Origin of the sequence: Nocardiopsis sp. Huas11, from assembly GCF_003634495.1 — a bacterium.
In the GTDB taxonomy this organism is placed as follows: Bacteria; Actinomycetota; Actinomycetes; order Streptosporangiales; family Streptosporangiaceae; genus Nocardiopsis.
In genome coordinates this window covers 1,274,147-1,297,532 of sequence record NZ_RBKY01000001.1, presented here as the reverse complement: position 1 = coordinate 1,297,532, position 23,386 = coordinate 1,274,147, and the positions used below count along the sequence as shown (strand labels likewise).

General features: G+C 70.9%; 20 protein-coding genes. 8 read left to right on the top strand and 12 right to left on the bottom strand.

What is annotated here, in order from left to right; translation table 11 throughout:
• Positions 1 to 76: 76 nt before the first annotated feature.
• The 4 genes from DFP74_RS05770 to DFP74_RS05750 form a co-directional block, all read right to left on the bottom strand.
• Positions 77 to 544: a nuclear transport factor 2 family protein gene (locus tag DFP74_RS05770; protein ID WP_121180753.1), complete on the bottom strand. Its 468-nt coding sequence runs from the start codon at positions 542 to 544 to the stop codon at positions 77 to 79.
• 562 nt (positions 545 to 1,106) lie between these two features.
• Complete coding sequence (locus DFP74_RS05760) at positions 1,107 to 2,492, bottom strand: IS30 family transposase (RefSeq protein WP_370013344.1); 1,386 nt, start codon at positions 2,490 to 2,492, stop codon at positions 1,107 to 1,109.
• 95 nt (positions 2,493 to 2,587) lie between these two features.
• Positions 2,588 to 3,820, bottom strand: a complete 1,233-nt coding sequence (locus DFP74_RS05755; RefSeq protein ID WP_121180751.1) for a chemotaxis protein CheA — start codon at positions 3,818 to 3,820, stop codon at positions 2,588 to 2,590.
• A 192-nt stretch (positions 3,821 to 4,012) separates the two neighbouring features.
• Entirely contained in the window at positions 4,013 to 5,458 is a 1,446-nt protein-coding gene (locus DFP74_RS05750; RefSeq protein ID WP_121180750.1) for a dicarboxylate/amino acid:cation symporter, read from the bottom strand.
• A gap of 486 nt (positions 5,459 to 5,944) precedes the next feature.
• On the opposite strand from DFP74_RS05750, the gene DFP74_RS05745 reads away from it, so the two are divergent.
• Entirely contained in the window at positions 5,945 to 6,559 is a 615-nt protein-coding gene (locus DFP74_RS05745; RefSeq protein ID WP_121188056.1) for a Uma2 family endonuclease, read from the top strand.
• Positions 6,560 to 6,622: 63 nt separating this feature from the next.
• Here the strand turns inward: DFP74_RS05745 and DFP74_RS05740 are convergent, their stop codons facing one another.
• From DFP74_RS05740 to DFP74_RS05730, 3 genes are all read right to left on the bottom strand, one after another.
• A complete protein-coding gene (locus DFP74_RS05740) occupies positions 6,623 to 8,392 on the bottom strand; it encodes a biotin carboxylase N-terminal domain-containing protein (RefSeq protein ID WP_121180749.1) in 1,770 nt (589 codons plus the stop codon).
• 85 nt (positions 8,393 to 8,477) lie between these two features.
• Positions 8,478 to 8,705, bottom strand: a complete 228-nt coding sequence (locus tag DFP74_RS05735; protein WP_121180748.1) for an acyl-CoA carboxylase subunit epsilon — start codon at positions 8,703 to 8,705, stop codon at positions 8,478 to 8,480.
• The gene (locus DFP74_RS05730) at positions 8,702 to 10,312 is read right to left on the bottom strand and encodes an acyl-CoA carboxylase subunit beta (RefSeq protein WP_121180747.1); all 1,611 of its coding nucleotides are present in this window, start codon (positions 10,310 to 10,312) and stop codon (positions 8,702 to 8,704) included. The genes DFP74_RS05735 and DFP74_RS05730 overlap by 4 nt, the downstream gene beginning before the upstream one ends.
• A 336-nt stretch (positions 10,313 to 10,648) precedes the next feature.
• On the opposite strand from DFP74_RS05730, the gene DFP74_RS05720 reads away from it, so the two are divergent.
• The gene (locus DFP74_RS05720) at positions 10,649 to 13,207 is read left to right on the top strand and encodes a phosphoenolpyruvate carboxylase (protein ID WP_121180745.1); all 2,559 of its coding nucleotides are present in this window, start codon (positions 10,649 to 10,651) and stop codon (positions 13,205 to 13,207) included.
• A gap of 86 nt (positions 13,208 to 13,293) precedes the next feature.
• Here DFP74_RS05720 and DFP74_RS05715 read toward each other — a convergent pair whose 3' ends face one another.
• Positions 13,294 to 13,914, bottom strand: coding sequence for a Uma2 family endonuclease (locus DFP74_RS05715; RefSeq protein ID WP_121188055.1), 621 nt, complete (start codon positions 13,912 to 13,914; stop codon positions 13,294 to 13,296).
• A gap of 128 nt (positions 13,915 to 14,042) precedes the next feature.
• On the opposite strand from DFP74_RS05715, the gene DFP74_RS05710 reads away from it, so the two are divergent.
• From DFP74_RS05710 to DFP74_RS05685, 6 genes are all read left to right on the top strand, one after another.
• Positions 14,043 to 14,960, top strand: coding sequence for a biotin--[acetyl-CoA-carboxylase] ligase (locus DFP74_RS05710; RefSeq protein WP_121180744.1), 918 nt, complete (start codon positions 14,043 to 14,045; stop codon positions 14,958 to 14,960).
• Between the two features lie 75 nt (positions 14,961 to 15,035).
• Positions 15,036 to 15,566, top strand: a complete 531-nt coding sequence (locus DFP74_RS05705) for a PH domain-containing protein (protein WP_121180743.1) — start codon at positions 15,036 to 15,038, stop codon at positions 15,564 to 15,566.
• 143 nt (positions 15,567 to 15,709) lie between these two features.
• The gene (locus DFP74_RS05700; RefSeq protein ID WP_121180742.1) at positions 15,710 to 16,702 is read left to right on the top strand and encodes an adenylate/guanylate cyclase domain-containing protein; all 993 of its coding nucleotides are present in this window, start codon (positions 15,710 to 15,712) and stop codon (positions 16,700 to 16,702) included.
• Between the two features lie 110 nt (positions 16,703 to 16,812).
• A complete protein-coding gene (locus tag DFP74_RS05695) occupies positions 16,813 to 17,448 on the top strand; it encodes an MBL fold metallo-hydrolase (protein WP_121180741.1) in 636 nt (211 codons plus the stop codon).
• A gap of 216 nt (positions 17,449 to 17,664) precedes the next feature.
• Positions 17,665 to 18,237, top strand: coding sequence for an XRE family transcriptional regulator (locus DFP74_RS05690; protein ID WP_121180740.1), 573 nt, complete (start codon positions 17,665 to 17,667; stop codon positions 18,235 to 18,237).
• Between the two features lie 75 nt (positions 18,238 to 18,312).
• Positions 18,313 to 19,803, top strand: a complete 1,491-nt coding sequence (locus tag DFP74_RS05685) for an FAD-binding oxidoreductase (RefSeq protein WP_121180739.1) — start codon at positions 18,313 to 18,315, stop codon at positions 19,801 to 19,803.
• 29 nt (positions 19,804 to 19,832) lie between these two features.
• Here DFP74_RS05685 and DFP74_RS05680 read toward each other — a convergent pair whose 3' ends face one another.
• The 4 genes from DFP74_RS05680 to DFP74_RS05665 form a co-directional block, all read right to left on the bottom strand.
• Entirely contained in the window at positions 19,833 to 20,507 is a 675-nt protein-coding gene (locus DFP74_RS05680; protein WP_370013489.1) for a class I SAM-dependent methyltransferase, read from the bottom strand.
• Between the two features lie 148 nt (positions 20,508 to 20,655).
• On the bottom strand, positions 20,656 to 20,907 hold the full coding sequence (locus DFP74_RS05675) for a hypothetical protein (RefSeq protein WP_121180737.1): 252 nt from the start codon (positions 20,905 to 20,907) through the stop codon (positions 20,656 to 20,658).
• Positions 20,861 to 22,048, bottom strand: a complete 1,188-nt coding sequence (locus tag DFP74_RS05670; protein WP_121180736.1) for a methyltransferase domain-containing protein — start codon at positions 22,046 to 22,048, stop codon at positions 20,861 to 20,863. Before DFP74_RS05670 ends, DFP74_RS05675 begins: the two co-directional genes overlap by 47 nt.
• A gap of 40 nt (positions 22,049 to 22,088) precedes the next feature.
• The gene (locus DFP74_RS05665) at positions 22,089 to 23,258 is read right to left on the bottom strand and encodes a methyltransferase domain-containing protein (RefSeq protein WP_121180735.1); all 1,170 of its coding nucleotides are present in this window, start codon (positions 23,256 to 23,258) and stop codon (positions 22,089 to 22,091) included.
• Between the last annotated feature and the right edge of the window lie 128 nt (positions 23,259 to 23,386).

Here is a 23,386-nt window from a genome sequence, read left to right as displayed (position 1 = left end):
TCTCTCACTGCGGAGTGGGACAGGGTGCGACGGGGCAGGACGGGTGGGTGACCCGTCTCACCCCGTCGAACCGGGATCAACGCTCCGAGGGCCACGACACGTCTTGGCCGCCGGCCGCCTCGTCGGGGGTCATGGCCTCGATGGCCACGAGAGGATTCCAGTAGTCGACGAACTGCTCGACGAGGCCCGCCTCGTCGAGGCGGATCACCGTGATGACTGTCTGCTCGTACGGCTTGCCGGTGCTGAGGGCGATTCCCTCCGAGCGGTATTCGGCGACCGCGGTCCGGGGGTCGGCCGTCTCGATGAACTTCACGTCGACGAACTTCACGTCGAAGGTCTGCGGGAAGCCGCGCATGTGGGCGATCAGCGCCTCGCGTCCCTGCACCAGGGTAGGCACACCGGCGGGGGCGAAGGGGAACTCGACCGTGCCGTCCGCTGCGTACAGCTCGATCCACTCGTCGATCTGGCCGGACGACACCAGCCGAAGGTGCTCTGCCAGGGCGTGCTGTGCGGGGGTGAGCTCGCGGGTCGGGTTGACGCTCATGCATACTCCTCTGTTAGTGGTTGAACAATAACAAACGTAACAGGGAGACCTCCGAGGAGAAAGGGTGAGGGCCGTCACGGCCCAGCCAGGACAGAGGTCGGTAGTCCGACTCTGGTTTGGGAGGTGCAGCGCAGGAGCGGCACCGTTTGGATGACGGCTGTGTCCCGGGAAGTCACCACGTCCGCGCACGCGCACGACCTCGGGCGTACTGCTCTCGCGGCCCATCTCATGGGCGTCGATCACGACTCGGACCTAGTACTCCAGTGCGGTTTCGTGATCTACCCAGCGGATTTGTCGGCGGATCGTCGTCGGTCGTGGCTGCGGCGGGCTGTTGCCTGGTGGCGTCTGCGCCAGTGGGACCAGTGCAGCAGTCTGCCCGCGGTCACGGCCGGCGCCGTGAGGACGGCGGCGAGCAGGTGGCGGATCTCGGGGACGGCACTCGGCGGCCCTCCAACCTCCCGTGTCACCAACCTCTCAGGTCAGTACACCTAGGCACTGGTGACACGACGACGGTCCCGGGGCGGATGGGCGGATTCAAGGGGTCCTCGCAACACCTCGTTGATCACACGAGTGTATGCAGACGCTCGGCTGGGGTTTCCCAGCCGAGCGTCTTGCGTGGCCGACCATTCAGCTCCTGAGCGACATGCTCCAGATCCAGCGGGCCGTGCACCGATAGGTCGGTGCCCTTGGGGAAGTACTGGCGCAACAGCCCGTTCGTGTTCTCGTTCGAGCCCCGCTGCCAGGGCGAGGCCGGGTCGCAGAAGAACACCGGTACCCCCGTAGCCACCGAGAACGCCTTGTGGCCGGCCATCTCGCTTCCCTGGTCCCAGGTCAGCGACCCGCGCAGATGCTCGGGCAGCGAGGCGACCAGGGCGCTCAGAACACCTCCGACAGCCTCGGCGGTGTGCTCGCCGGGCACGTGCCCCAGCATCACGTACCGGGTGGAGCGCTCGACCAGGGTGATGATCGCGGACTTGTTCTGCGCGCCCGTGATCAGATCCCCCTCCCAGTGTCCCGGCACGGCACGGTCTTCGACCTCGGCGGGACGCTCGCTGATCATCACCATCGGATCGGCGAACCGGCTCTGGCGCCGCTCACCCGTTCGGTGGGTTCTGCGCCGGATCCGGCCGGTGCGCAGCGCCGCGCTCACCTCACGTTTGAGCCCGCCGCGGGCCTGGACGTAAAGGGCCTGGTAGATCGTCTCGTGGCTCACACGCATGTCCTCGTCCTGGGGGTGGTCCGAGCAGACCCGTTTGCTGATCTGCTCCGGTGACCACCGTTTCCGCAAACCCGTGGCGACGTAGTCCCGCAAAGCGCCCGGAGCGGCGAGCTTGGCGGGTTTGGGACGCGCCCTGCGTGCGACCGCCCGGCGCTGGGCCGCATAGGCACCATAAGAGCCGTCCGTGTTGCTGTGGCGGTCGAGTTCGCGCTTGATCGTCGAGGCCGGGCGTCCCAACGCCCGGCCGATGGCCTGCAGGCTCCGTCCGGCTCGGTGCAGGTCCGCGATCTTCTCCCGGTCGGGCAGGGTCAAGAAGCGCTGGTGGACCGGTCTTTCGAGCGAGGCCACGGTCGGCGCGGGGGTGGTCATGGACTCCATCGTGGTCTGTCCGGTGGAGTAGTCGACCCGGCGCCCGTCAGGGTAGAACCGGGAGTTGCCCGATCTGCGGACCCCGTGGTCCCAGTCACGGGCGGTGCGCTCGTTGATCCCGACTCGCCGTGCGGCCTCGCGGCGGGGCACAGAGTTCTTGCGCAGGCGTTCGTACTCCTCCCGTGCCGGGTGTGGCCGTGGCCGGCGCTGGGAGCGCAGTCCGGCCTGGCGGGCCCAGCCGAACGCGGTGTTGCGGTTGATGCCCAGGGATCGGGCGACCTCGGTGACGTTGCCGTCATCGGCCATCTGTTCCAGGAACCGTTCCCGCAGCCGGGCCAGTTCCTGCTTGGAAAACGACACGGTGGCCGCAACCTCCCCAAAGTCAGGGTGTTGCGACCACCGCTAGAACCCAAGATGCCCCGGGGCCGTCGTCGTGTCAGGCGGGTGTGCGTCGGTCAGAAGTCGAAGCCGCCGAAGTCGCCGCCTCCGCCGAAGTCACCGCCGAAGTCGCCGCCCATGTCTCCGCCCATGTCGCCGCCCATCATGCCGCCGCCGAGCATCGAGCCCATCATGGAGCCCATCATCATGCCGGTGAACATGCCCATCATCATGTCCATCCCGAAGTAGCCGCCGGCGTAGGGCTGGTAGGCCGGGCCCGCGTCGTAGTAGGGCCGGCGCTCGCCGTTGACCTCGACCAGGCGCACGTCGGGCTGTCCGCCCGTGCGCACGGCCTGGGCGCAGGCGTCGCACGCCGTGACCGACCTGGCGGAGCCGCCGGGCGGAGCCCAGTCGACGTCCGTGGTGGACGGGCCGTGCTGCGGGTTGAAGAAGCAGGGGCCCCGCCGCGCGGGCACCTCATGGCCGTTCAACCGTGCCCGGGTGGCCGTCATGTAGTAGCGGCCGTCCTCCAGCGCACCGGTGACCGCGCGCACCTGCTCGGGTTCCTGGAGGGTGTCGAGCAGCGACTTGGCCTGGTCGTAGGAGTCCATGGCCCGGGAGTAGTCGGTGCGGGTGTCGTCGTCGACCGCGGAGAGGTCGATCTCCAGCCGCGCGACGTCCTCGCCCAGCCGGACGACGTCCTCGGTGGCCATCTGCTTGATCTCGGCGAGCTGTTTGGCCTTCTCCGCCGCCCGCTTCTTGCGCTGGTTGTAGACGAACCAGCCGCCGCCCGCGACGAGCAGCACGAGGATGACGAGCAGGACCACGCCCGAGGTGGCGCTCGCGGCGGCGTCGTCCTCGACGGTCTCGATCGCCTCGGGCACGGCCGCGAGGGTCGTGATCTGGTTGTTCTCGCCCGCGGCGAGCGCGGCCTCGCGGATCGCCTCGGTGTCCTCGACGTTGGGCGACAGGACACGGAAGGCGTCGCTGCCGGCGAGGACGCCGTAGACGCCGTCGCCGACCTCGCCCATGACGGGTTCGAGATAGGTCTCCAGACCGGCTTCGGAGCCGACCGTTCCGGAGGGCAGGATCACGTAGTAGACGGGGACGTCGGAGCCGTCGGCGGCGGACTCCAGCGCGCTCTCGTCGGCGGCCGGGATCTCGTCGGCGATGGTGGGGTCGATGAAGACACCATCGTTCTCCAGCTCGGCGACGATGTCCTGGGCTTCGGGTGCCTCGGCCTGGGCGTCAGCCGCGGCGGGCACCGCCGAGGCGGTCATCACCGCCGCCGCGAGTCCGGCGGTCAGCACTGTGGGTGTTACCAAGCGGCGCAACATGTCGTTCCTCTCGCCTCCCTCACCCGTAGGGACGAACGAGGCACCTGGACAGTTCCCGTCGCCGCCGGTGTCTCACCGCACGCACGCACGGTGTCCCACCGCACGCACGCGCGCGACGGCCCGCCGGAAGGATCCGGCGGGCCGTCGCGGTGGTGTCGGGCCGGGTCAGGTGGTGCCGGACCCGGCCTTCTCCTTCACGTCCGACGCGGTGGAGCCGGAGTCCTCGTCGGCGGCCTCCGCGGCCTCGACGTCGGCGGCCTCCGTCTCCTCGTCGAGCGGCACGAAGCCGGTCACGCCGCGGGGAGCGTGGTAGCGGGCGACGTCCAGGATGCCCTCGCGCTTGGCGACGATCGCCGGGATGAACGCCTGGCCGGCCACGTTGGTGGCGGTGCGGCCCATGTCCAGGATCGGGTCGACGGCCAGCAGCAGGCCGACGCCCTCCAGGGGCAGGCCCACGGTGGACAGGGTCAGGGTCAGCATGACGGTCGCGCCGGTGGTGCCGGCGGTGGCGGCCGAGCCGATGACCGAGACGAACACGATCAGCAGGTAGTCGGTGATCGCCAGGTCGACGCCGAAGAACTGGGCGACGAAGATCGCCGAGATCGCCGGGTAGATCGCGGCGCAGCCGTCCATCTTGGTGGTCGCGCCGAAGGGCACCGCGAACGCGGAGTAGTGGCGCGGCACGCCGAAGTTCTGCTCGGCGACGCGCTGGGTCACGGGCAGGGTGCCGAGCGAGGAGCGCGAGACGAAGCCGAGCTGGGCGGCGGGCCACACACCCGTCAGGTACTTGATCGGAGAGAGCCCGTTGACGAAGGCGAGCAGCGGGTAGACGACGAACACCACGAGGGCCAGGCCGACGTAGATGGTGACGGAGAACTGCCCGAGCGCGCCGATGGTGGTCCAGCCGTAGCTGTAGACCGCGTTGCCCAGCAGGCCGACGGTGCCGATCGGCGCGAGGCGGATGACCCACCACAGGGCCTTGAGCACGACCTCCAGGGCCGAGGCGGTGAAGTTGATGAACGGCTCGGCGGCCTTGCCGACCTTCACCGCGGCGATGCCCAGGACCACGGCGATCACGATGAGCTGGAGCACGTTGAACGACAGCGAGGTCGTCAGCGAGCCGTCGTCGGCGGCCGAGGTGTCGGCGGCCAGACCGAGGAAGTTGGCCGGGACGATGCTCTCGATGAACGCCAGCCAGGACCCGGTGGTGCTGGGCTCGGCGGCGGTGGAGGCGTCCACCCCGCTGTTGAGGCCCGGACGGAAGACCAGGCCGAGGGTGATGCCGATGCCGACCGCGATCAGCGCGGTGACGGCGAACCAGAGCAGCGTCTTCCAGGCCAGCCGGGCGGCGTTGGCGACGTTGCGCAGGTTGGCGATGGAGGAGATGACGGCGAGGACGATCAGCGGCGGCACGATCGTGCGCAGCAGGGCGACGAAGGTCGAGCCGACGGTCTCCAGGGTGACGGCCAACCAGTTGGGCTCACCGTCGCCGACGGGGCCGATCTGGAGGGCGACGACGCCCAGGAGAAGACCGAGGACCAGGCCGGCGAGGACCTGGGCGGAGAACGGGAAGCGTGGACGCTTGCGCTTGACGGTGGTCTGCGCGGACACGGCAGGTGACTCCAGTGGTGTGGAAGACAGCCGGGCGCATGTGAACGACGGCGCGGACCGCGCCGTGGGACAGAAGAGCCCGGCTCAGGGGATGGGGCGGGATCACCGCGGAAGGGTGATCTGGGGATGGGTACGGGTGAGCGGCGCGCAGCCCGGACGGGCGCGCGTGAACCTAGCTACACGCGTGGCTGTCGAAGCGGCACAGGTCGATGTGCCACCTTCGTGTCAGTCCCCAGATGTTCGTCACAATGAAGAACAATAACCGTGGTCCCCTCTTTGTTCCATACGTGTCATGGGATGAATCTCGGACGAGGGGACGACAACACCGGCTGTGCGGGGCCTCCTGGGGCCCGAGGGGCACAGGTGTGCGGCGAGGATCACCCTCGACGCGGCCTCAGGTGAGACAATCCAGGAAAACACCGTTACGGGGTGACAGAGATGGCTACCGTTGGTGATGAGAACGATCCGACGACCGGAGGCAGCGACATGTCTGTTCCAACCGTGGCCGAGCGCCCGGTCTCCGAGTTCGGCGAGGTGAAGCTCCCCATGCCTCCGCCGGAGGGCTTCACCGCCGACGACCTTGACCGCATCCCGGATCTTCCGCCGCACACCGAACTCATCGACGGAAGCCTTGTACTCGTGAGTCCCCAGAGGCTGTTTCACATGCTGTTCCTCGAACTGTTGGGAGACGAGCTGAAGGCGCATGCCCCCAGCGGTCTTCGGCTGGGGAGGGAGTTCTCGGTCAAACTCGCCGAGCGGCAGCGGCCGGAACCGGACCTGATGCTGGTCAAGAGGGACGCCTTTCAGAGACTGGGCCAGACGTGGTTTCCGCCCGAGGCGGTGGAACTCGCGGTTGAGGTGGTCTCTCCAGAGTCGGAGATCAGGGACCGGGAGCGTAAGCCTGAGCTCTACGCCCGCGCCGGTGTCCGCTTCTTCTGGAGGGTCGAGCAGGACGGGGACGACGCGGTGGTCTACGAGTACGAGAAGGACCCGGCCAGCCCTTCCGGTGACTACGGTCGGCCGACCGTCCACCGAGGGAAGCTCAAGACATCCGCTCCCGTGAAGCTGGAGTTCGACCTGACCGACATCCTTCAGCGTTGACCTGGAACGTCGGAGGGGGACACCGGCTCCTCGGTGCCTCCCCCTTCCGTGTGTCCTGACGCGTCAGGCGTCCTTGATCTCGCAGACCACCGCGCCGTTGCCGACGGTCTCGCCCCGGGCGACCTTGAGCCCCGCGACCGTGCCCGCCTTGTGCGCGGTCAGCGGCTGCTCCATCTTCATCGCCTCGATGACCACGACCGTGTCGCCCTCGGCGACCGCCTGGCCCTCCTCGGCCACCAGCTTGACCACCGTGCCCTGCATCGGCGAGACCAGCGCGTCACCGCTGACCGCGGCCGCGCCCGACCCGCCCCTGCGCGCGGTGCGCTTGCGGCGCCCGCCGCCCGCCTCGGCCGGAGCCGACGCCGCGGCGCCCAGGCCCGCCGGCAGCACGACCTCCAGGCGCTTGCCGCCCACCTCGACGGTGACCGTCTCGCGCTCGGCCGCGGCGGGCTCGCCGGGCGTGCCCGCCCACGGCGCGATGGTGTTGTCGAACTCCGTCTCGATCCACCGCGTGTAGACCCCGAACTCCTGCTCCGGGTCGGCCGGCGCGAAGGCCGGATCGGACACGACCGCCTGGTGGAAGGGGATGACCGTGGGCATCCCGCCCACGGTGAACTCCGCCAGCGCCCGGCGGGACCGCTCCAGCGCCTCCTGCCTGGTCCGCCCCGACACGATCAGCTTGGCCACCATCGAGTCGAAGGCCTGCGGGACGGTGAAGCCCGCCTCGCAGCCGGTGTCCACCCGCACGCCCGGCCCGCCCGGCAGGGACAGCTCGGTGATGGTGCCGGGCGCGGGCATGAAGCCCCGGCCCGCGTCCTCGGCGTTGATCCGGAACTCGAAGGAGTGCCCGCGCACCGGGGGGTCGGTGAAGCCCAGCTCCTCGCCGTCGGCGACCCGGAACATCTCCCGGACCAGGTCCACGCCCGTGACCTCCTCGGTCACCGGGTGCTCGACCTGGAGCCGGGTGTTGACCTCCAGGAAGGAGATCGTGCCGTCCACCCCGACCAGGAACTCACAGGTGCCCGCGCCCACGTACCCGGCCTCGGCCAGGATGGCCTTGGACGCCGCGTACAGCTTCTCGTTCTGCTCCGGCGTCAGGAACGGGGCCGGGGCCTCCTCCACGAGCTTCTGGTGGCGGCGCTGCAACGAGCAGTCGCGGGTGGAGACCACCACGACGTTGCCGTGGGTGTCGGCCAGGCACTGGGTCTCGACGTGGCGGGGCTTGTCGAGGTAGCGCTCCACGAAGCACTCCCCGCGCCCGAACGCGGTGACGGCCTCGCGCACCGCCGACTCGTAGGCGTCGGGGACCTCGGCCAGGGTGTGGGCGACCTTGAGGCCGCGACCGCCGCCGCCGAAGGCGGCCTTGATCGCGATGGGCAGCCCGTGCTCCTCGGCGAAGGCCACCACCTCCTCGGCCGACTCCACCGGGTCGGGCGTGCCCGCCACCAGCGGGGCGCCGACCTTCTGCGCGATGTGGCGCGCCTGGACCTTGTCGCCCAGGGCGGTGATCGCGGACGGGGGCGGGCCGATCCAGGTCAGCCCGGCGTCGATGACCGCCTGGGCGAAGTCGGCGTTCTCGGCCAGGAACCCGTAGCCGGGGTGGACGGCGTCGGCGCCGGACTCGGACGCCACGGCCAGGAGCTTGGCGATGTCGAGGTAGGAGTCGGCGGGGGTGGACCCGCCCAGTCCGTAGGCCTCGTCGGCGACCTTGACGTGGAGCGCGTCCAGGTCGGGTTCGGCGTAGACGGCGACGCTGCCCAGGTCGGCGTCGCGACAGGCGCGGGCGATCCGGACGGCGATCTCGCCGCGGTTGGCGATCAGAACTTTACGCACGGTGGGAAATCCTCCTGCTGTGGCGTGGGACGGTCACACGCCGGACGCTCGACGAGTCGGTGCTGTGTTCGCGGGGCACGGGGCGTCACCGCAGGCTCCGGCGCCAGGCGCCGGGACCGGGGCGCAGCCCGGTCCGCAGTCCCCGCGAGCGGTCGCGCCAACCGGAGGCGGGCGCGGACCGCACGGGCGCCTCGGCGGCGGCCCGGGCGGCGGCCGCGCGGGCACTGAGCACGGCGGTGAGCGCCGCGAGCTCCTCGGCGGTCGGTTCGCCCCGGACCACGACCAGGTGGGGCGGTCTCTCGTGCGCGGTCACAGCGGAATGTTCCCGTGCTTCTTGGGCGGCAGCTGCTCACGCTTGTTGCGCAGCGCCTTGAGTGCCTTGCCGACCTGGTCGCGGGTCTCGGACGGCAGGATGACACCGTCCACGTAGCCGCGCTCGGCCGCGGAGTAGGGGTTGAGCAGCGTGTCCTCGTACTCGCCGACCAGGCGCGCGCGCTCGGCCTCCACGTCCTCGGCCTCGGCCAGCGTGCGCCGGTGCAGGATGTTGACGGCGCCCTGGGCGCCCATGACCGCGATCTGGGCGGTCGGCCAGGCCAGGTTGACGTCCGCGCCCAGGTGCTTGGAGCCCATGACGTCGTAGGCGCCGCCGAAGGCCTTGCGGGTGATCACGGTGATGAGCGGGACGGTGGCCTCGGCGTAGGCGTACAGCAGCTTGGCGCCCCGGCGGATGATGCCGTCCCACTCCTGGTCGGTCCCGGGCAGGAACCCGGGCACGTCCACGAAGGTCAGGACGGGGACGTTGAACGCGTCGCAGGTGCGCACGAAGCGCGCGGCCTTCTCGGAGGCGTCGATGTCCAGGCAGCCGGCGAAGCTCATCGGCTGGTTGGCCACCACGCCGACGGACTGGCCGTCCACGCGCCCGAAGCCCACCACGATGTTGGTGGCGAACAGGGCGTGGACCTCCAGGAAGTCACCGTCGTCCAGGACCGCCTCCACGACCTGCTTCATGTCGTAGGGCTGGTTCGCCGAGTCCGGGATGAAGGTGTCCAGCGCCAGGTCGGTGTCGGTCGCCTCGGGGCCTCCGGGGGACTCCGCCGGCAGGACCGGGGCCTCCTCCAGGTTGTTGTCCGGCAGGTGGGAGAGCAGGGTCCTGACGTAGTCGATGGCGTCCTGCTCGTCGGCGCCCATGTAGTGGGCCACGCCCGACCGGGTGTTGTGCGTGCGCGCCCCGCCGAGCTCCTCCATCGACACGTCCTCGCCGGTGACCGTCTTGATGACGTCCGGGCCGGTGATGAACATCTGGGAGGTCTCGTCGACCATGACGACGAAGTCGGTCAGGGCGGGGGAGTAGACGTGTCCGCCGGCCGCCGCGCCCATGATCAGGGAGATCTGCGGGATGACGCCGGAGGCGTGGGTGTTGCGCTTGAAGATCTCGGCGTAGAGCCCGAGCGCGACCACCCCCTCCTGGATGCGCGCGCCGCCGCCCTCGTTGATGCCCACCACCGGGCACCCGTTGGTGAGGGCGTGGTCCAGGACCTTGCAGATCTTTTCGCCGTAGACCTCGCCCAGCGATCCGCCGAAGACGGTGACGTCCTGGCTGAAGACGGCGACGGGGCGTCCGTCGACCGTGCCGTGGCCGGTGACGACGCCATCTCCGTAGGGGCGGTTGCGGTCCAGACCGAAGTTGGTCGATCGGTGTCGGGCGAGGGCGTCGAACTCCACGAACGAGCCGGGATCGAGGAGTGCGTCGATCCGCTCACGTGCGGTCATCTTGCCTTTGGCGTGCTGTTTCTCGACGGCTCGCGCGGACCCGGCATGGACGGCTTCGTACCTGCGCCGTTGCAGGTCGGCGAGCTTGCCCGCGGTGGTGTGGATGTCGATCTCAGCCGCGGACAGCGGTTCAGGGGCTTCGTTGGCCATAACAGCTCAGGTTAGCCCGCGGGGCTCGGCGGCCGGGCACCTGGCCCACGGTTTCCCGACGCGTCCCGCGGCGCGGCCCACGTGCGGTGACACGCCCCCGCCCGAGGGGGAATGGTCCGCCGTGGATCCGAAAACGGCGTGATCCAATGTTCATGACGGGCCGGACGCAACAATTATTAACGCCTTGGCAAAACCGTCGAAATACACCCCCGCGCACCGGTCCACGTGCGCGATCTCTGTATGGTCGGGCCTATGACAGCGGTAAGCGCAGAACGCGACAGTGCCCGGCAGGAAGTCCCCGAGCAGCTTCGGAATGACGTCAAACTGCTCGGAGAGATGCTCGGAACGGTCCTCGCCGAAAGCGGCGGCGCGGACCTCCTCTCCGACGTCGAACGGCTCCGGCACGCCGTGATCGGGGCCCGGGACGGCGCGGTCACCACCGAGGAGATCACCGCGATCGTCGCCGCGTGGCCGCTGGAGCGCGCCAAGCAGGTCGCGCGGGCGTTCACGGTCTACTTCCACCTGGCGAACCTGGCCGAGGAACACCAGCGCATGCGCGCCCTGCGCGAACGCGACGACGCCGCGAACCCGCCTCGGGAGTCGCTCGCGGCGGCGGTGCGCGCCATTCGCGAGTCCGACGGCGAGGAGCGGCTCGACGAGCTGATCGCGGGGATGGAGTTCCACCCCGTGCTCACCGCGCACCCCACCGAGGCCCGCCGCCGCGCCGTCTCCACCTCCATCCTGCGGATCAGCGCCCAGCTGGACGCCTGGCACTCCTCCCACGAGGGCAGCTCCGCCGCCGCCGAGGCGCACCGGCGCCTTCTGGAGGAGATCGACCTCCTCTGGCGCACCTCGCAGCTGCGCTACACCAAGCTCGACCCGCTCGACGAGGTGCGCACCGCGCTCGCCGCGTTCGACGAGACGATCTTCGACGTCATCCCGCACGTGTACCGGACCCTCGACGCGGCGGTCGACCCCGAGGGGACCGGCGTGCGCGCCCCGCGCGCGACCCCGTTCGTGCGCTACGGCACCTGGATCGGCGGTGACCGCGACGGCAACCCGTTCGTCACCTCCGAGGTGACCCGCGAGGCCATGAACATCCAGTCCGAGCACGTGCTCATCGGCCTGGAACGGGCCTGCGACAAGGTGGCGCGCACCCTCACCGCGTACTCGAACCTCACCCCGGCCGCCCCGGCGCTGCTCGACGCCCTGGTCAGCGGCAAGGCGGGCCACCCCTCGCTGATGGCGCAGATCACCAGCCGCTCGCCCAACGAGCCGCACCGCCAGCTCCTGCTGCTGGCCGCGGCCCGGCTGCGCGCCACCCGTGAGCGCGACGCCGACCTGGCCTACCCGAACGCCGACGCCTTCCTCGCCGACCTGCACCTGGTCCAGGACTCGCTCGTGGCCGCCGGCGCCGTCCGCCAGGCCTACGGCGAGCTCCAGCACCTCATCTGGCAGGCGCAGACCTTCGGCTTCCACCTGGCCGAGCTGGAGATCCGCCAGCACAGCGAGGTCCACGCGGCCGCGCTGGCCGAGCTGCGCGCCGGCGGTCCGCGTTCGGAGCGCACCGAGGAGGTCCTGGACACCATCCGGGTGATCGCCTGGATCCAGGAGCGCTTCGGTGTGGAGGCGTGCCGCCGCTACATCGTCAGCTTCACCCGCTCGGCCGAGGACATCGAGGCCGTGTACGAACTCGTGGAGCACGCGCTGGGGGAGCGGCGGCGGATCGTCCTGGACGTCATCCCGCTGTTCGAGACCGGTGCGGACCTGGACGCCTCGCCGCACGTGCTGGACGGCATGCTCAAGCTGCCGCCGGTGCAGCGGCGCCTGGCGGAGTCCGACCGGCGGATCGAGGTCATGCTGGGCTACAGCGACTCCGCCAAGGACGTCGGCCCGGTGAGCGCGACCCTGCGCCTGTACGACGCCCAGGCCCGTCTGGCCGCGTGGGCGGCCGAGCACGACGTGCGCCTGACCCTCTTCCACGGCCGGGGCGGTTCCCTGGGCCGCGGCGGCGGTCCGGCCAGCCGGGCGCTGCTCGCCCAGGCGCCCGGGTCCGTGGGCGGCCGCTTCAAGGTGACCGAGCAGGGCGAGGTCATCTTCGCCCGCTACGGCCAGGCGGCGATCGCCCGCCGGCACGTGGAGCAGGTCGGCCACGCGGTGCTGATGGCCTCCACCGACAGCGTGCAGGAGCGCGAGCGCGCCGCCGCCGAGCGGTACCGGCCGCACGCCGACCGCATCGCGGCCGCCGCCCAGGAGGCGTACCTGGAGCTCATCAACACCGAGGAGTTCGCGGTGTGGTTCTCCCGGGTCAGCCCGCTGGAGGAGCTGGGCGAGCTGCGCCTGGGCTCGCGTCCGGCCCGCCGCGGGGCCGCTCGCGGTCTGGGCGACCTGCGCGCCATCCCGTGGGTGTTCGCGTGGACGCAGACCCGCGTCAACCTGCCCGGCTGGTTCGGCCTGGGCACCGGTCTGGCCGCCGTGGAGGACCTGGAGGTGCTGCGGGCCGCCTACCGCGAGTGGCCGATGTTCGCCTCGCTGCTGGACAACGCGGAGATGAGCCTGGCCAAGACGGACCGGACCATCGCCGAGCGCTACCTCGCGCTGGGCGGCCGGGAGGAGCTGAGCGAGCGGGTCCTGGCCGAGTACGACCGCACCCGCGACCTCGTGCTCAAGGTGACCGGGCACAGCCGCCTGCTGGAGAACCGCGCCGTGCTCTCGCGCGCCGTGGACCTGCGCAACCCGTACGTGGACGCGCTCTCGCACCTGCAGCTGCGCGCCCTGGAGGCGCTGCGCGGCGAGGAGGCGGACTCCCTGTCGGAGCAGGACCAGCAGCACCTGGAGCGTCTGCTCCTGCTGTCGGTCAACGGCGTGGCCGCCGGCCTGCAGAACACCGGCTGACACCGGACGCGTCGGCGCCCCCGTACCCGTCCGGGTGCGGGGGCGCCGACGTGCCGTGCGCGGGCCGGATCGGGGCCGGGCCCGGTTCAGGCAGGGAAGCCGGAGGTGTCGAGTGTGAGGTCGAACGGCTCGGGCAGGTGGATGTCCTTGCCGAACGGGACCTTCACCACGCTGGTGTACGTGCCGTTCTCCGGCCCGGAGAAGAGCGTGACCTCCCCCCGGCCGGTGGCGGGGTCCCACCGGTCCACCAGGAGGTACAGCGGGATCTGTGCGTGCGCGTAGCCCCGGAGCTTTGCCTTGCGGTCCCTGTCCGCTGTGCTTCTCGACGTCACCTCGACGACGAGGAGGGCATCGCTCGCCGAATGCTCGGGCCCACGATCCATGACAGAGCCCGGAAGCACCACCAGGTCCGGGATGTACAGACTGCCGCTCTCTGGTATCCGCAGGTCGATGTTCTGATGGACGGTGCACTCGCCGATCCGGCTTCCATCGCGGAACTTCTCGCGGAAGAGCCGTGTCTGGAGCTGGTCGATGATTTCGCTGTGCTCGTCCTTGGGGGGAGTCACGATGTGGATGTCGCCTTCGATGATCTCGGCCCGCCAGCCCTCGGGCAGGTCCAGCTGTTCCCAGGCGCGCAACACGACTTCCCAGTGGGACGGCACGGTGTCCACTGTCTCCGCTTCTGCTTCCGCTTCCGCGATACTCATCTGCCGCGTCACCTCCGGTAACTGAACGTAGCAACCCGCGATCATCGCTGTGCTGCTTTCAGGGTAACCGGCGGCCTTCCGGGGCACAGGGTTTCCGGCGGGGGTTTCGGCGCTGGTGTAATAAGCCCATGTCCAGTGACACCGAGACCTTCCCGCGCCCGCCGCTCGACGCCGCGGCGCTCAACGCCGCACTCGTCCGCCCCGGGAGGATGTGGCGCGGCGTCGAGGTGGTGCCCGCCGTGGGATCGACCAACTCCGAACTGGTGGCGCGCTCGGCGACGGGCGCACCCCACGGCACCGTGCTGGTGACCGAGCACCAGACCGCCGGACGCGGGCGGCTGGGGCGCGTGTTCACCACGCCGGACCGCGCCGCGCTGACCTTCTCCGTGCTTCTGCGCCCCCGGGTCCCGACCAACGCGCTGGGGTGGATCCCCGTGATCATGGGCGTGGCCGCGGTCGGCGCGGTGCGGAGCGTGACCGGTGTGCGGGCCGTCCTGAAGTGGCCCAACGACGTCCTCGTCACCGCGGCGGAGCGCGCGGGGGGAGCCGGGAGCGCGGGGGCCGACGGCGACGGCGGGGACCACGGCGCCGCCGGGACCGCCGAGAACGACGGCAAGCTCGCGGGCATCCTGTCCGAGGCGGACTTCTCCGCCCCCGACGCCCTCGGGGTGGTGGTGGGGATCGGCCTCAACGTCTCCCAGGACCGCTGCGAACTGCCCGTGGACACCGCGGTCTCCCTGCGGAGCGAGGGCGCCGCCGATCTGGACCGGGGCCGCCTGCTCACCGAGCTGCTGCGGGAGTTCGAGGAGCTCTACACCCCCTGGTCGGCCGCCGGCGGCGACGCGGGCGCGTGCGGCCTGGCCGCGGCCTACCGTGAACTCTGCGTGACCATCGGCCGAAGGGTACGTGTCCACCTGCCCGGCGACGGGCTGCTGGAGGGGGTCGCGGCCGGCGTCGACGGCGACGCCCGCCTGTTGGTCGACGGCCCCGCGGGGCGGACGGCGCTGAGCGCGGGCGACGTCGTCCACGTGCGTCCGGGCGGCTGAGCCCCACCGGCGGTTGTCCACAAGCGGTCGTCGGCGGTCTCCCGCGTTGGGGCGGCTTGTGCCATCATCACCGTTATGGCTATCGCGGACCGTTATCTCTCCGATGACGAAGAACTCGTCCACGTCGCCCGCCAGCACTGGACCGTCCTGGTAGGCGAGTGCGTGGCACTGCTGCTCATCGTCGCGGCCGTCGGGGCAGCGCTGTGGTTCCTCCCCTGGGACCAGGACTGGAGCCTGATCGCCGCGGCCGCGGTGGCCGGCGTCGGTCTGCTCGCCGCGATCGTCTTCTGCTTCGTGCCCATGCTCAAGTGGTCGACCACCGTCTACATCCTGACCAACCAGCGCCTGATGATGCGCGACGGAATCGTGTCCAGGCAGGGCCGGGACATCCCCCTCAGCCGGGTCAACGACGTCTCCTTCGCCATCTCGCTCTGGGAACGCCTCATGCGGTACGGAACTTTGTCCGTACAGTCGGCGTCCGAGCAGGAGGGCATGGTCCTGCGTCGGGTCCCCAGACCCCAGTGGTTCCAGTCCGAGATCTACCGCCAGGTCAACGCCGTCCACACGGCCCGGAGACCGGATGTTCCTCCGGGTCCGCGGGGATGACCGGCCGCCATCGGTGAGCGCCCGCCCCCTCGCGGGGAGTAACCACGGGCGTAAGCTGGTACTGAACCGGTGCCGCACCGCCGGCCGGTTGACGAAGTGCTCGCTCCCCACAGCCGTGGGGACGGTCCTGTGAAAGAGAACGAATGCCGTCGCGTCCTGACCCGAAAGCGATCGAAACCGTCCTGCTGGGCGGTGAAGCGGTCTACACCAGGGAACAGGCGATCGAACTCGCCGGTGCCGAGCCCGAACTCGCCGGGCGCGTCTGGCGTGCCCTCGGCTTCCCAGCCCTGGGCGACGACTCCGTCATCTTCGCGGAGAGCGACGTCGAGGCCCTGCGCATCACCAACTCGCTGTTGCAGGAGGGCGTGCTCGACGAGGAGGGCGTGGTCCGCTTCGCCCGCGCCATGGGGCAGACCATGGCCCGGCTGGCCGACTGGCAGACCAGCATCCTGAGCACCCTCATCTTCAAGGACGGCGACGTCTCCGCCGCCAGTCCGCTGATGAACCACGTCAAGGAGCTGCTGCCGGACGTGGAGCGGCTGCTGCTGCACATCTGGCGCCGCCAGCTCGCCGCCTCCACCGCGCGCACGCTGGCGGTGATGTCCAACGGTGACGACGTGGTGCCCAACTACTACCCGCTCATCGTCGGATTCGCCGACCTGGTCTCCTTCACCACCCTGAGCCGCGAACTCGACGAGGTCGAGCTGGCGGGGGTCGTGGAGGGCTTCGAGGCCACCGCGGCGGACATCATCGCCTCCGGCGGCGGACGCGTGGTCAAGACCCTCGGCGACGAGGTCCTCTACGTGGCCGACGCCCCCCAGCAGGCGGCCGACATCGCGCTGCGGCTGGCGTCGGGGGTCAAGACGCACGTGGAGGTGCCCGACGTCAGGGTCGGTGTGGCCTACGGGCCGGTGCTGACCCTGCACGGGGACGTCTTCGGCACGACCGTCAACCGCTCCAGCCGCCTGACCTCCTTCGCCCGGCCCGGCACCGTCCTCATCGACGACGCCCTGGCGGAGAGCCTCACCGACGACGAAGGGCTCCAGGTGGTCAAGGTCCGCGCCCGTCACGCGCACGGCCTCGGACTCATCCAGCCCTACGCCCTGCGCCGCAACTTCGAGCCCGGCGGGCACTGAGGCGGGGATGGGCGTGTGCGGGCCCGGCCTGGGGGATAAGGTCGACGTGGCAGGACCAGTAGGACCGGGGCCCTCCCCGGTCAACGACTCAGACGTCAGGCGGTGAGCCCGTGCATGACTCCTCCCCCGTCCAGCGCCTTCGTACCTCAGGCCTCTTCAGCCTGGAGGGCGGCGAGTTCGACGTCGAGAACAACGTGTGGATCGTCGGGGACCGCGAGCACGCGATCGTCATCGACGCCGCCCACGACCACGAGGCCATCGCCCGGGGACTGGGCGACCGCGAACTGATGGCCATCGTGTCCACCCACGGGCACAGCGATCACGTCAACGCGGCGGTCTCCCTGGCCGACCTCACGGACTCGCCCATCCTGCTCCACCCCGACGACGCCGAGCTCTGGCACCAGGTCCACCCCGCGCGTGAGCCCGATGCCCCGCTGCTGCACGGCGAGGTGCTGCGGGTGGGCGGCATGGAGCTGGCGGTCCTGCACACACCGGGGCACACCCCGGGCGGTGTGAGCCTGTACGCGGCCGAACTCGGCGTGGTCTTCACCGGCGACACCCTCTTCCCGGGCGGACCGGGGGCCACGGGGCAGCCGTTCTCGGACTTCCCGACGATCATCGCCTCCATCCGCGACCACCTGGTGAACCTGCCAGGGGAGACGGTCGTTCACCCCGGCCACGGCGAGTCCACGACCATCGCCGAGGCCGCCGCGCACCTGGACGACTGGGCCTCGCGGGGCTTCTGACCCGTGCGGGGCCGGTCCCGGCCCTGTCGCCTTCTCCGACGGTCCGCGCGTTCCGTGCGGGCGGGCCGTCCGCACACACGGGCCGTCCCACGCATCCCCATGCCCTGCTGAGCGCATCGCGGCTCGGCGCCGCAGGTCATACCCCCTGACTAAAGAAATATTTAGTGACAGAACAGCCTATTGTGGTGCCGGTTAAGTGCTGTTAGGTTCGCCACCGTGGTGAACGACGACACAGAATCCCCCGCCGGCATCGGCGCGCGGCTCCGCCGTCGCCGGCGCGCCCTCCAGCTCACGCTGCGGGACGTGGCCGACCAGAGCGGCCTGACCGAGGGCTACCTGTCGCAGATCGAACGCGACCAGGCCAACGCGAGCGTGCGCGCCCTCCAACGGCTCTGCGCGGTCCTCAAGCTCAACGTCGGGGACCTCTTCGACCAGGAGGCCGCCTCGGCCAGCGCCGTCCTGCGCTTTCGCGACACCCGCGGTATGTCCTTCGGCGAGGGCGCGACCAAGGTCAAGCTCACGCCCTCCGCCTTCGACCACCTCGAAGTCCTCCTCGGCCACTTCGCCCCGGGCGGCTCCACCGGCGTGGAGCCCTACACCCACGGCGACTCCGAGGAACTGCTCCTGGTCCTGTCCGGCGAGGTGGAGGTGTGGGTCGGCGACGAGCACCACCGGCTCGGCGCCCTCGACTCGGTCCACTACCGCAGCAGCGAGCCGCACCGCGTCGTCGAGACGTCGGGACGCGACGAGGCCCGGGTGCTCTGGGCGATCGCCCCGCCCACGTACTGAGCACCGCGGCCGGGTCCCGCCCGGCCGCCCACCGGCCGCCCCCGGGCCGCCGGTCCACACGAGGGGAGATGTCCGATGACCGCCTATCGCAACGGTGGGGTCTCGCACTGGATGCGGGCGACCGACCCGTCGGCCGCGAGCGCCGCGGACCCCTCCGCGGACCCCTCCGCGGGGACCGCCCCGCGGCCCCGCGCGGAACCCGACCACGGACCCGCGCCGCTTCCCGAGGAGCGCCAGGACCTGGTCATCGTCGGCGGCGGACTGACCGGGCTCTGGGCGGCCTACCAGGCCGCCGTCGAGGATCCCGACCGGTCCATCACCGTGCTGGAGGCCGAACACGTCGGCTACGGCGCCTCCGGGCGCAACGGCGGCTGGATGTCCACGCTGCTGCCCGGCAACCGCGCCGTCTACGCCAGGGCCGCCCGGGCCCGGGGTCGCGACGGCGCCGCCGAGGTCAGGGCCTTCCAGCGCGAGATGAACACGACCATCGACGACACCCTGCGCGTCCTGGCCGAGGAGGGTATCGACGCCGACCAGCACCAGGGCGGCCACCTCCAGGTCGCCACCACCCCCGCCGCGCTCAAGCGGCTGGAGCGGGCGCACGCCGCCGACCTGGCCCACGGCTACCACGCGTCGGAACTCGACCTCCTCGACGCCGACCAGGTCGGCGAGCGCGTGGCCGTCGCCCCGGCACTGGGCGGGCTGTACTACCGGCCCACCGCCCGGGTCGACCCGGCCAAGCTCACCCGCGGCCTGGCGCGCGCCGTGCGGGACAGGGGCGTGCGCGTGCTCGAAGGCACCCGCGTCATGCGCGTCGCCGCCGGAAGGGTGACGACCGCGCGGGGCGATGTGCGCGCCACCACGGTCCTGTGCTGCCTGGAGGCCTACTCCGGTCAGGTGGAGGGCGACGTGCCCGGCCTGGGGCGGCGCGAGGTCATCCCCGTCAACTCCTCGATGATCGTCACCGCCCCGCTCCCGGACGCGGTCTGGGCGCGGATCGGGTGGGACGGCCGCGAGTGCCTGAGCGACGCCGCGCACACGTTCGTCTACGCCCAGCGCACCGAGGACGGCCGCATCGCGATCGGCGGGCGCGGCACGCCCTACTCCTACGCCTCGGGCACCCCCGGCCAGGGTGAGGTCGACGCCCGTACCGTGCGCACGCTGCACGACCGGCTCCGCTTCTTCTTCCCCGGCGTGGACCTGCCCGTCGCACACGCCTGGCGCGGCGCGATCGGGGTCACCCGGGACTGGTGCGCCGGCGTCTTCTTCGACCCGGGGGCGCGCGTCGGCGTCGTGCGCGGGTTCGCCGGCCACGGCGTGACCGCGACCCGCCTGGCGGCGCTGACCCTGCTGGACCGCGCGGCCGAGCGCGACACCCCGCTCACCCGGCTGCCGTGGAACGACCACGACTCCGGCCACTGGGAGCCCGAACCGATCCGATGGGTCGGCGTGCACGCCATGTACCGGCTGTTCGGGGCCGCCGACCGCTGGGAGGAGAGCAGGCACTCCCAGGAGACCTCCCTCATCGCCCGCTTCGGAGCGAGGCTGGCGGGCCTGAGCGAATGACGTCGACGGGGCAACGGCCCCGCCGCCGCTCAGGGGGCGGACTTCTCCCACACGGACACGTGCTCGGTGCTCTCGTGCGTGAACGGCTCGCGGTTCCAGCCCGCCCAGCGCTCCACGAGCCGCATCCCGGCGATACGCGCCATGAGGTCCAGCTCGGACGGCCACACGTAGCGGAACGGGATCGACCAGACCGAGCCCTTCCCGCCGTCCACGGTGACGTAGTTGGAGCTCATCGCCTGGGTGGCGCAGTCGTAGACGTCGAAGGCCCACTTCGTGGCGCTCTGCCCGAACGGCAGCACGTGTTGTCCGGCGGGCAGCCGCCTCAGCTCGGGCACACCCACCTCCACCACGAACCGGCCGCCCGGCCGCAGGTGGGCGGCGGCGTTCTCGAAGCACGCCACCTGCGAGTCCTGGGTGGTGAGGTTGCCGATCGTGTTGAACACCAGGTACACCAGGGACCGGTTGCCCTCGACCCGCGTGGTCGCGAAGTCCCCGATCGTGGTGCCGACCGCGTCCGCGCCCGGCTTGGCGCGCAGCCGGTCGACCATCGCCCGCGACATGTCGATGCCGTGGACCGGGACACCGCGCCGAGCCAGCGGCAGGGCGATCCGCCCCGTGCCCACACCGAACTCCAGTGCGGCCCCGTCCCCGGCCAGCTCCGCCAGCAGGTCGACCGCAGGGGTGACCGCCTCGGGGGTGAACATGTCGGCCGCCGAGTCGTCGTAGTCGGCGGCGATCTCCTCGCTGAAATACCCGTCGTCGTGGCTCACCCGGGGACCGTAACCCGGCCGCGCGCGGCCCCGCACCTGGTTTTCACGCCCCGGCCGGGCCCGCCCGGCGGGGTCCGGCCGGTCATCCCGAGCGGCCCCCGGACAGTTCGGTCCCGGGCTCGGTGGTGGCCAGGCCGTTTCCGGGTTCGTCCAGCCATACCCGCTGGCCCTCGGGGGCGATCGTCACCCCGCACCGGGAGTGCTCAGGGCGGCCCGCCTCCTGCCACCAGGTGTAGGCCGAGGCCAGTTCGTCGAAGTCCTCGCGCTCTTGGGGAGCGCTGGTCTGCTCATGAGGTGGGTAGCGCCCACTTCGTGGCGGAGCCCGGTGATCCATGCCAGACATGCTGGCCCCCCGGGGTCACGGTGAGGCCGAACGCGCTCCAGTCGGGTCGCCTGTTCGCCTCCCACCAGACGTGGGCGTCTTCGGCGACGGTCCACAACCGGCGGGGGCCGCCCTGTTCCACGAAGGCCGGGCGTGCGCCCGCAGGGTTCACGTGCTCCGCCCAGGAACCATCCAAGGTGATCAGACCGGTGATCTCGCCGCCCTGGTCGTCACGTGCCCAGTAGGGGCGCACGTCCGGGAGAGCGAGCTGGAGCACGAAGGTGAAGGCTCGGTCGTGCAACGCGTCGACGCCGATCGTGGGGAGGAAGGTGTCGTAGCTGCCCTCCTCCGTGTCCTGGGCCTGGATGTCGCCGGCTTTGGCGAAGCCCGGTCGTGCCCACATGAACCCGGCCCACTGAGGCAGGAACCGGCCCTCGGCGGTGCCGTCGCGGACTTCGGCCAAGACCATGGCACCACCGAGTGCTCCGGCCACGTTCGCGAGGATCTTGCCGCCGTCGCAGGTCTGTTCCACCCACGCGTAGGGCACATGAGGCGTGGAGCATGTGGCCATGATGCGGTCGTAGGGGGCGTTTCCAAGCCACCCTTGGCGGCCGTCGACGGTGTGAACGGCCGGGTTCAGGCCGACGGTGGCGAGGCGCTGACGGGCCTTGTCCGTCAGGTCGGCGTCGATGTCGATCGTCGTGACGTACTGGGCTCCCAACCGGCGACTCAGCAGAGCAGCGTTGAAGCCCGTTCCGGTGCCGATCTCCAGCACGCGGTGCCCGTCGCGGACGTCCAGCGTTTCCAGCAGGCGCGCCATGAGACCGGGTGCCGTTGAGGAACTGGTCGCGTGTCCCTCGCCCCTCTCGGAAGTCACCACCTCCTCGACCGGACGTTCGTTCAGTTGGGTGATGAGCGTGGTGTCGCTGTAGACCAACGCCAGCCAGGTGTCGCGCTGGGACGAGTCGGTGCCGTCGTGGAGCCGGTATTCCGTGGCCCCCTGGCCATCGGTGTAGGTGGCGAGGTAGGGGATGAAGGTCTCCCGGGGCACAGCGGCGAACGCTTCCTGCCATGCCTGCGTCCTGATCTCGCCTTTGGTGCGAAGCTCCTCGGCGAGCCGCGCGGCGCGGGTCTGCGGTGTCTGGTCAGTCATCCCTTGCCCTTCTGCAACACGTCGGAGATCGGTTGGACGGTCATCCCGAGCGGTCGCCGGACTGTGCCGCACCGGGTTCGGCGGCGGTCAGGCCGTTTCCGGGCTCGTCCAGCCATACCCGTTGGCCCTCGCGGGTGATCGTCACCCCGAACCGGGAGTGCTCCGGGCGGCCCACCTCCTGCCACCAGGTGTAGGCCGAGGCCAGTTCGTCGAACAGGTGGCGCGGGCCGTGCTGGCGGACCGAGTAGTCGTGCGGGCCGGGACGGATCCGCCACGAGGCCCACGAGCCCGAGCCCGGGTCCATCAGGTACACCGTGTAGCGCGGGTTGCCGGGAACGTCGTCGTCGAAGACCAGGAGGTCCTTCACTCCCGGCACTCGCAGTCCGATCGCGAAGCTCGCATCGAAGTCCCCGACCGGCTCGTACGGGTGCAGGTCCGTCACCGAAGCGGTGAACTCGTGATCGGGGCGGACGCGCTCGTCGAGCGACCCGTGCGGGGTTCGCTGGCCGCGCACCCACATGAACCCCGCGTTGCCGCCGAACCTGCCGGAGGCCGATGTTCCGTCCGCGTCGACACGGAGCCGCAGGAGTGTGCCGTTGTGGAAGCTCGTGCCCCACGGCGTGACGATCCGCCCGCCGGGCACGGTCTGCTCCACCCAGGGATAGGGGACGCGCTGGACGGCGGCGGTCGCCAGTACCCGGTCATAGGGGGCGTCGGGTGGGTAGCCCTCCTCTCCGTCCCCCAAGATCACACGGACACCACGCCCCTCCAGAGCTCTGTCGGCCTGGGCGGCGATGGTCGGATCGATCTCTACCGACGTCACGTTCCCGTGACCGGCCCGGTCGGCGAGCAGTGCGGCGTTCCATCCGGTTCCGGTGCCGATTTCCAGCACCCGCTGACCGGGGGACAGGTCGGTGGCGACGAGCATCATCGCCACGACGCTCGGCATGGACGCCGACGACGACCGGTATCCGCGACCGGACGACCGGCCGTCGTCGATCTGCGTGATCACGGGCTGATCGGCGTAGCAGGCACGCAGCCACGCGTCGGGGGCGTCGGCCCGCTCGATGGCGGTCTCGTCGTCTCCGTCCCCGATCCAGATCCGGTCCGGCACGAAATGGTGGCGGGGCACCCGTCGGAAGGCGTCGCGCCAGGAGGAGGGGGCGACCTCCTCGGCGAGGTTCGCGAGGAGGTCTTCGGGGCTGGTCACTTGTCGTCGCGCTCGTGCTTGCCGCCACCGCTGCCGCCGTCGTTGGGGGTGGGCGGAGGGATGGGGCGGTCGGGCTTGTGGCCGTCGCTGGTGGAGGAGTCTTCGCGCTTACCCATGGGGTTCTCCTA

Coding starts and splice junctions, on each gene's coding strand:
- DFP74_RS05770 (WP_121180753.1), bottom strand. CDS start 544: ATGAGCGTCAACCCGACCCGCGAGCTCACCCCCGCACAGCACGCCCTG.
- DFP74_RS05745 (WP_121188056.1), top strand. CDS start 5,945: ATGTCTGTTCCAACCGTGGCCGAGCGCCCGGTCTCCGAGTTCGGCGAG.
- DFP74_RS05730 (WP_121180747.1), bottom strand. CDS start 10,312: ATGGCCAACGAAGCCCCTGAACCGCTGTCCGCGGCTGAGATCGACATC.
- DFP74_RS05720 (WP_121180745.1), top strand. CDS start 10,649: ATGCTCGGAACGGTCCTCGCCGAAAGCGGCGGCGCGGACCTCCTCTCC.
- DFP74_RS05715 (WP_121188055.1), bottom strand. CDS start 13,914: ATGAGTATCGCGGAAGCGGAAGCAGAAGCGGAGACAGTGGACACCGTG.
- DFP74_RS05710 (WP_121180744.1), top strand. CDS start 14,043: ATGTCCAGTGACACCGAGACCTTCCCGCGCCCGCCGCTCGACGCCGCG.
- DFP74_RS05705 (WP_121180743.1), top strand. CDS start 15,036: ATGGCTATCGCGGACCGTTATCTCTCCGATGACGAAGAACTCGTCCAC.
- DFP74_RS05700 (WP_121180742.1), top strand. CDS start 15,710: ATGCCGTCGCGTCCTGACCCGAAAGCGATCGAAACCGTCCTGCTGGGC.
- DFP74_RS05685 (WP_121180739.1), top strand. CDS start 18,313: ATGACCGCCTATCGCAACGGTGGGGTCTCGCACTGGATGCGGGCGACC.
- DFP74_RS05680 (WP_370013489.1), bottom strand. CDS start 20,507: ATGTTCACCCCCGAGGCGGTCACCCCTGCGGTCGACCTGCTGGCGGAG.
- DFP74_RS05675 (WP_121180737.1), bottom strand. CDS start 20,907: ATGGATCACCGGGCTCCGCCACGAAGTGGGCGCTACCCACCTCATGAG.
- DFP74_RS05670 (WP_121180736.1), bottom strand. CDS start 22,048: ATGACTGACCAGACACCGCAGACCCGCGCCGCGCGGCTCGCCGAGGAG.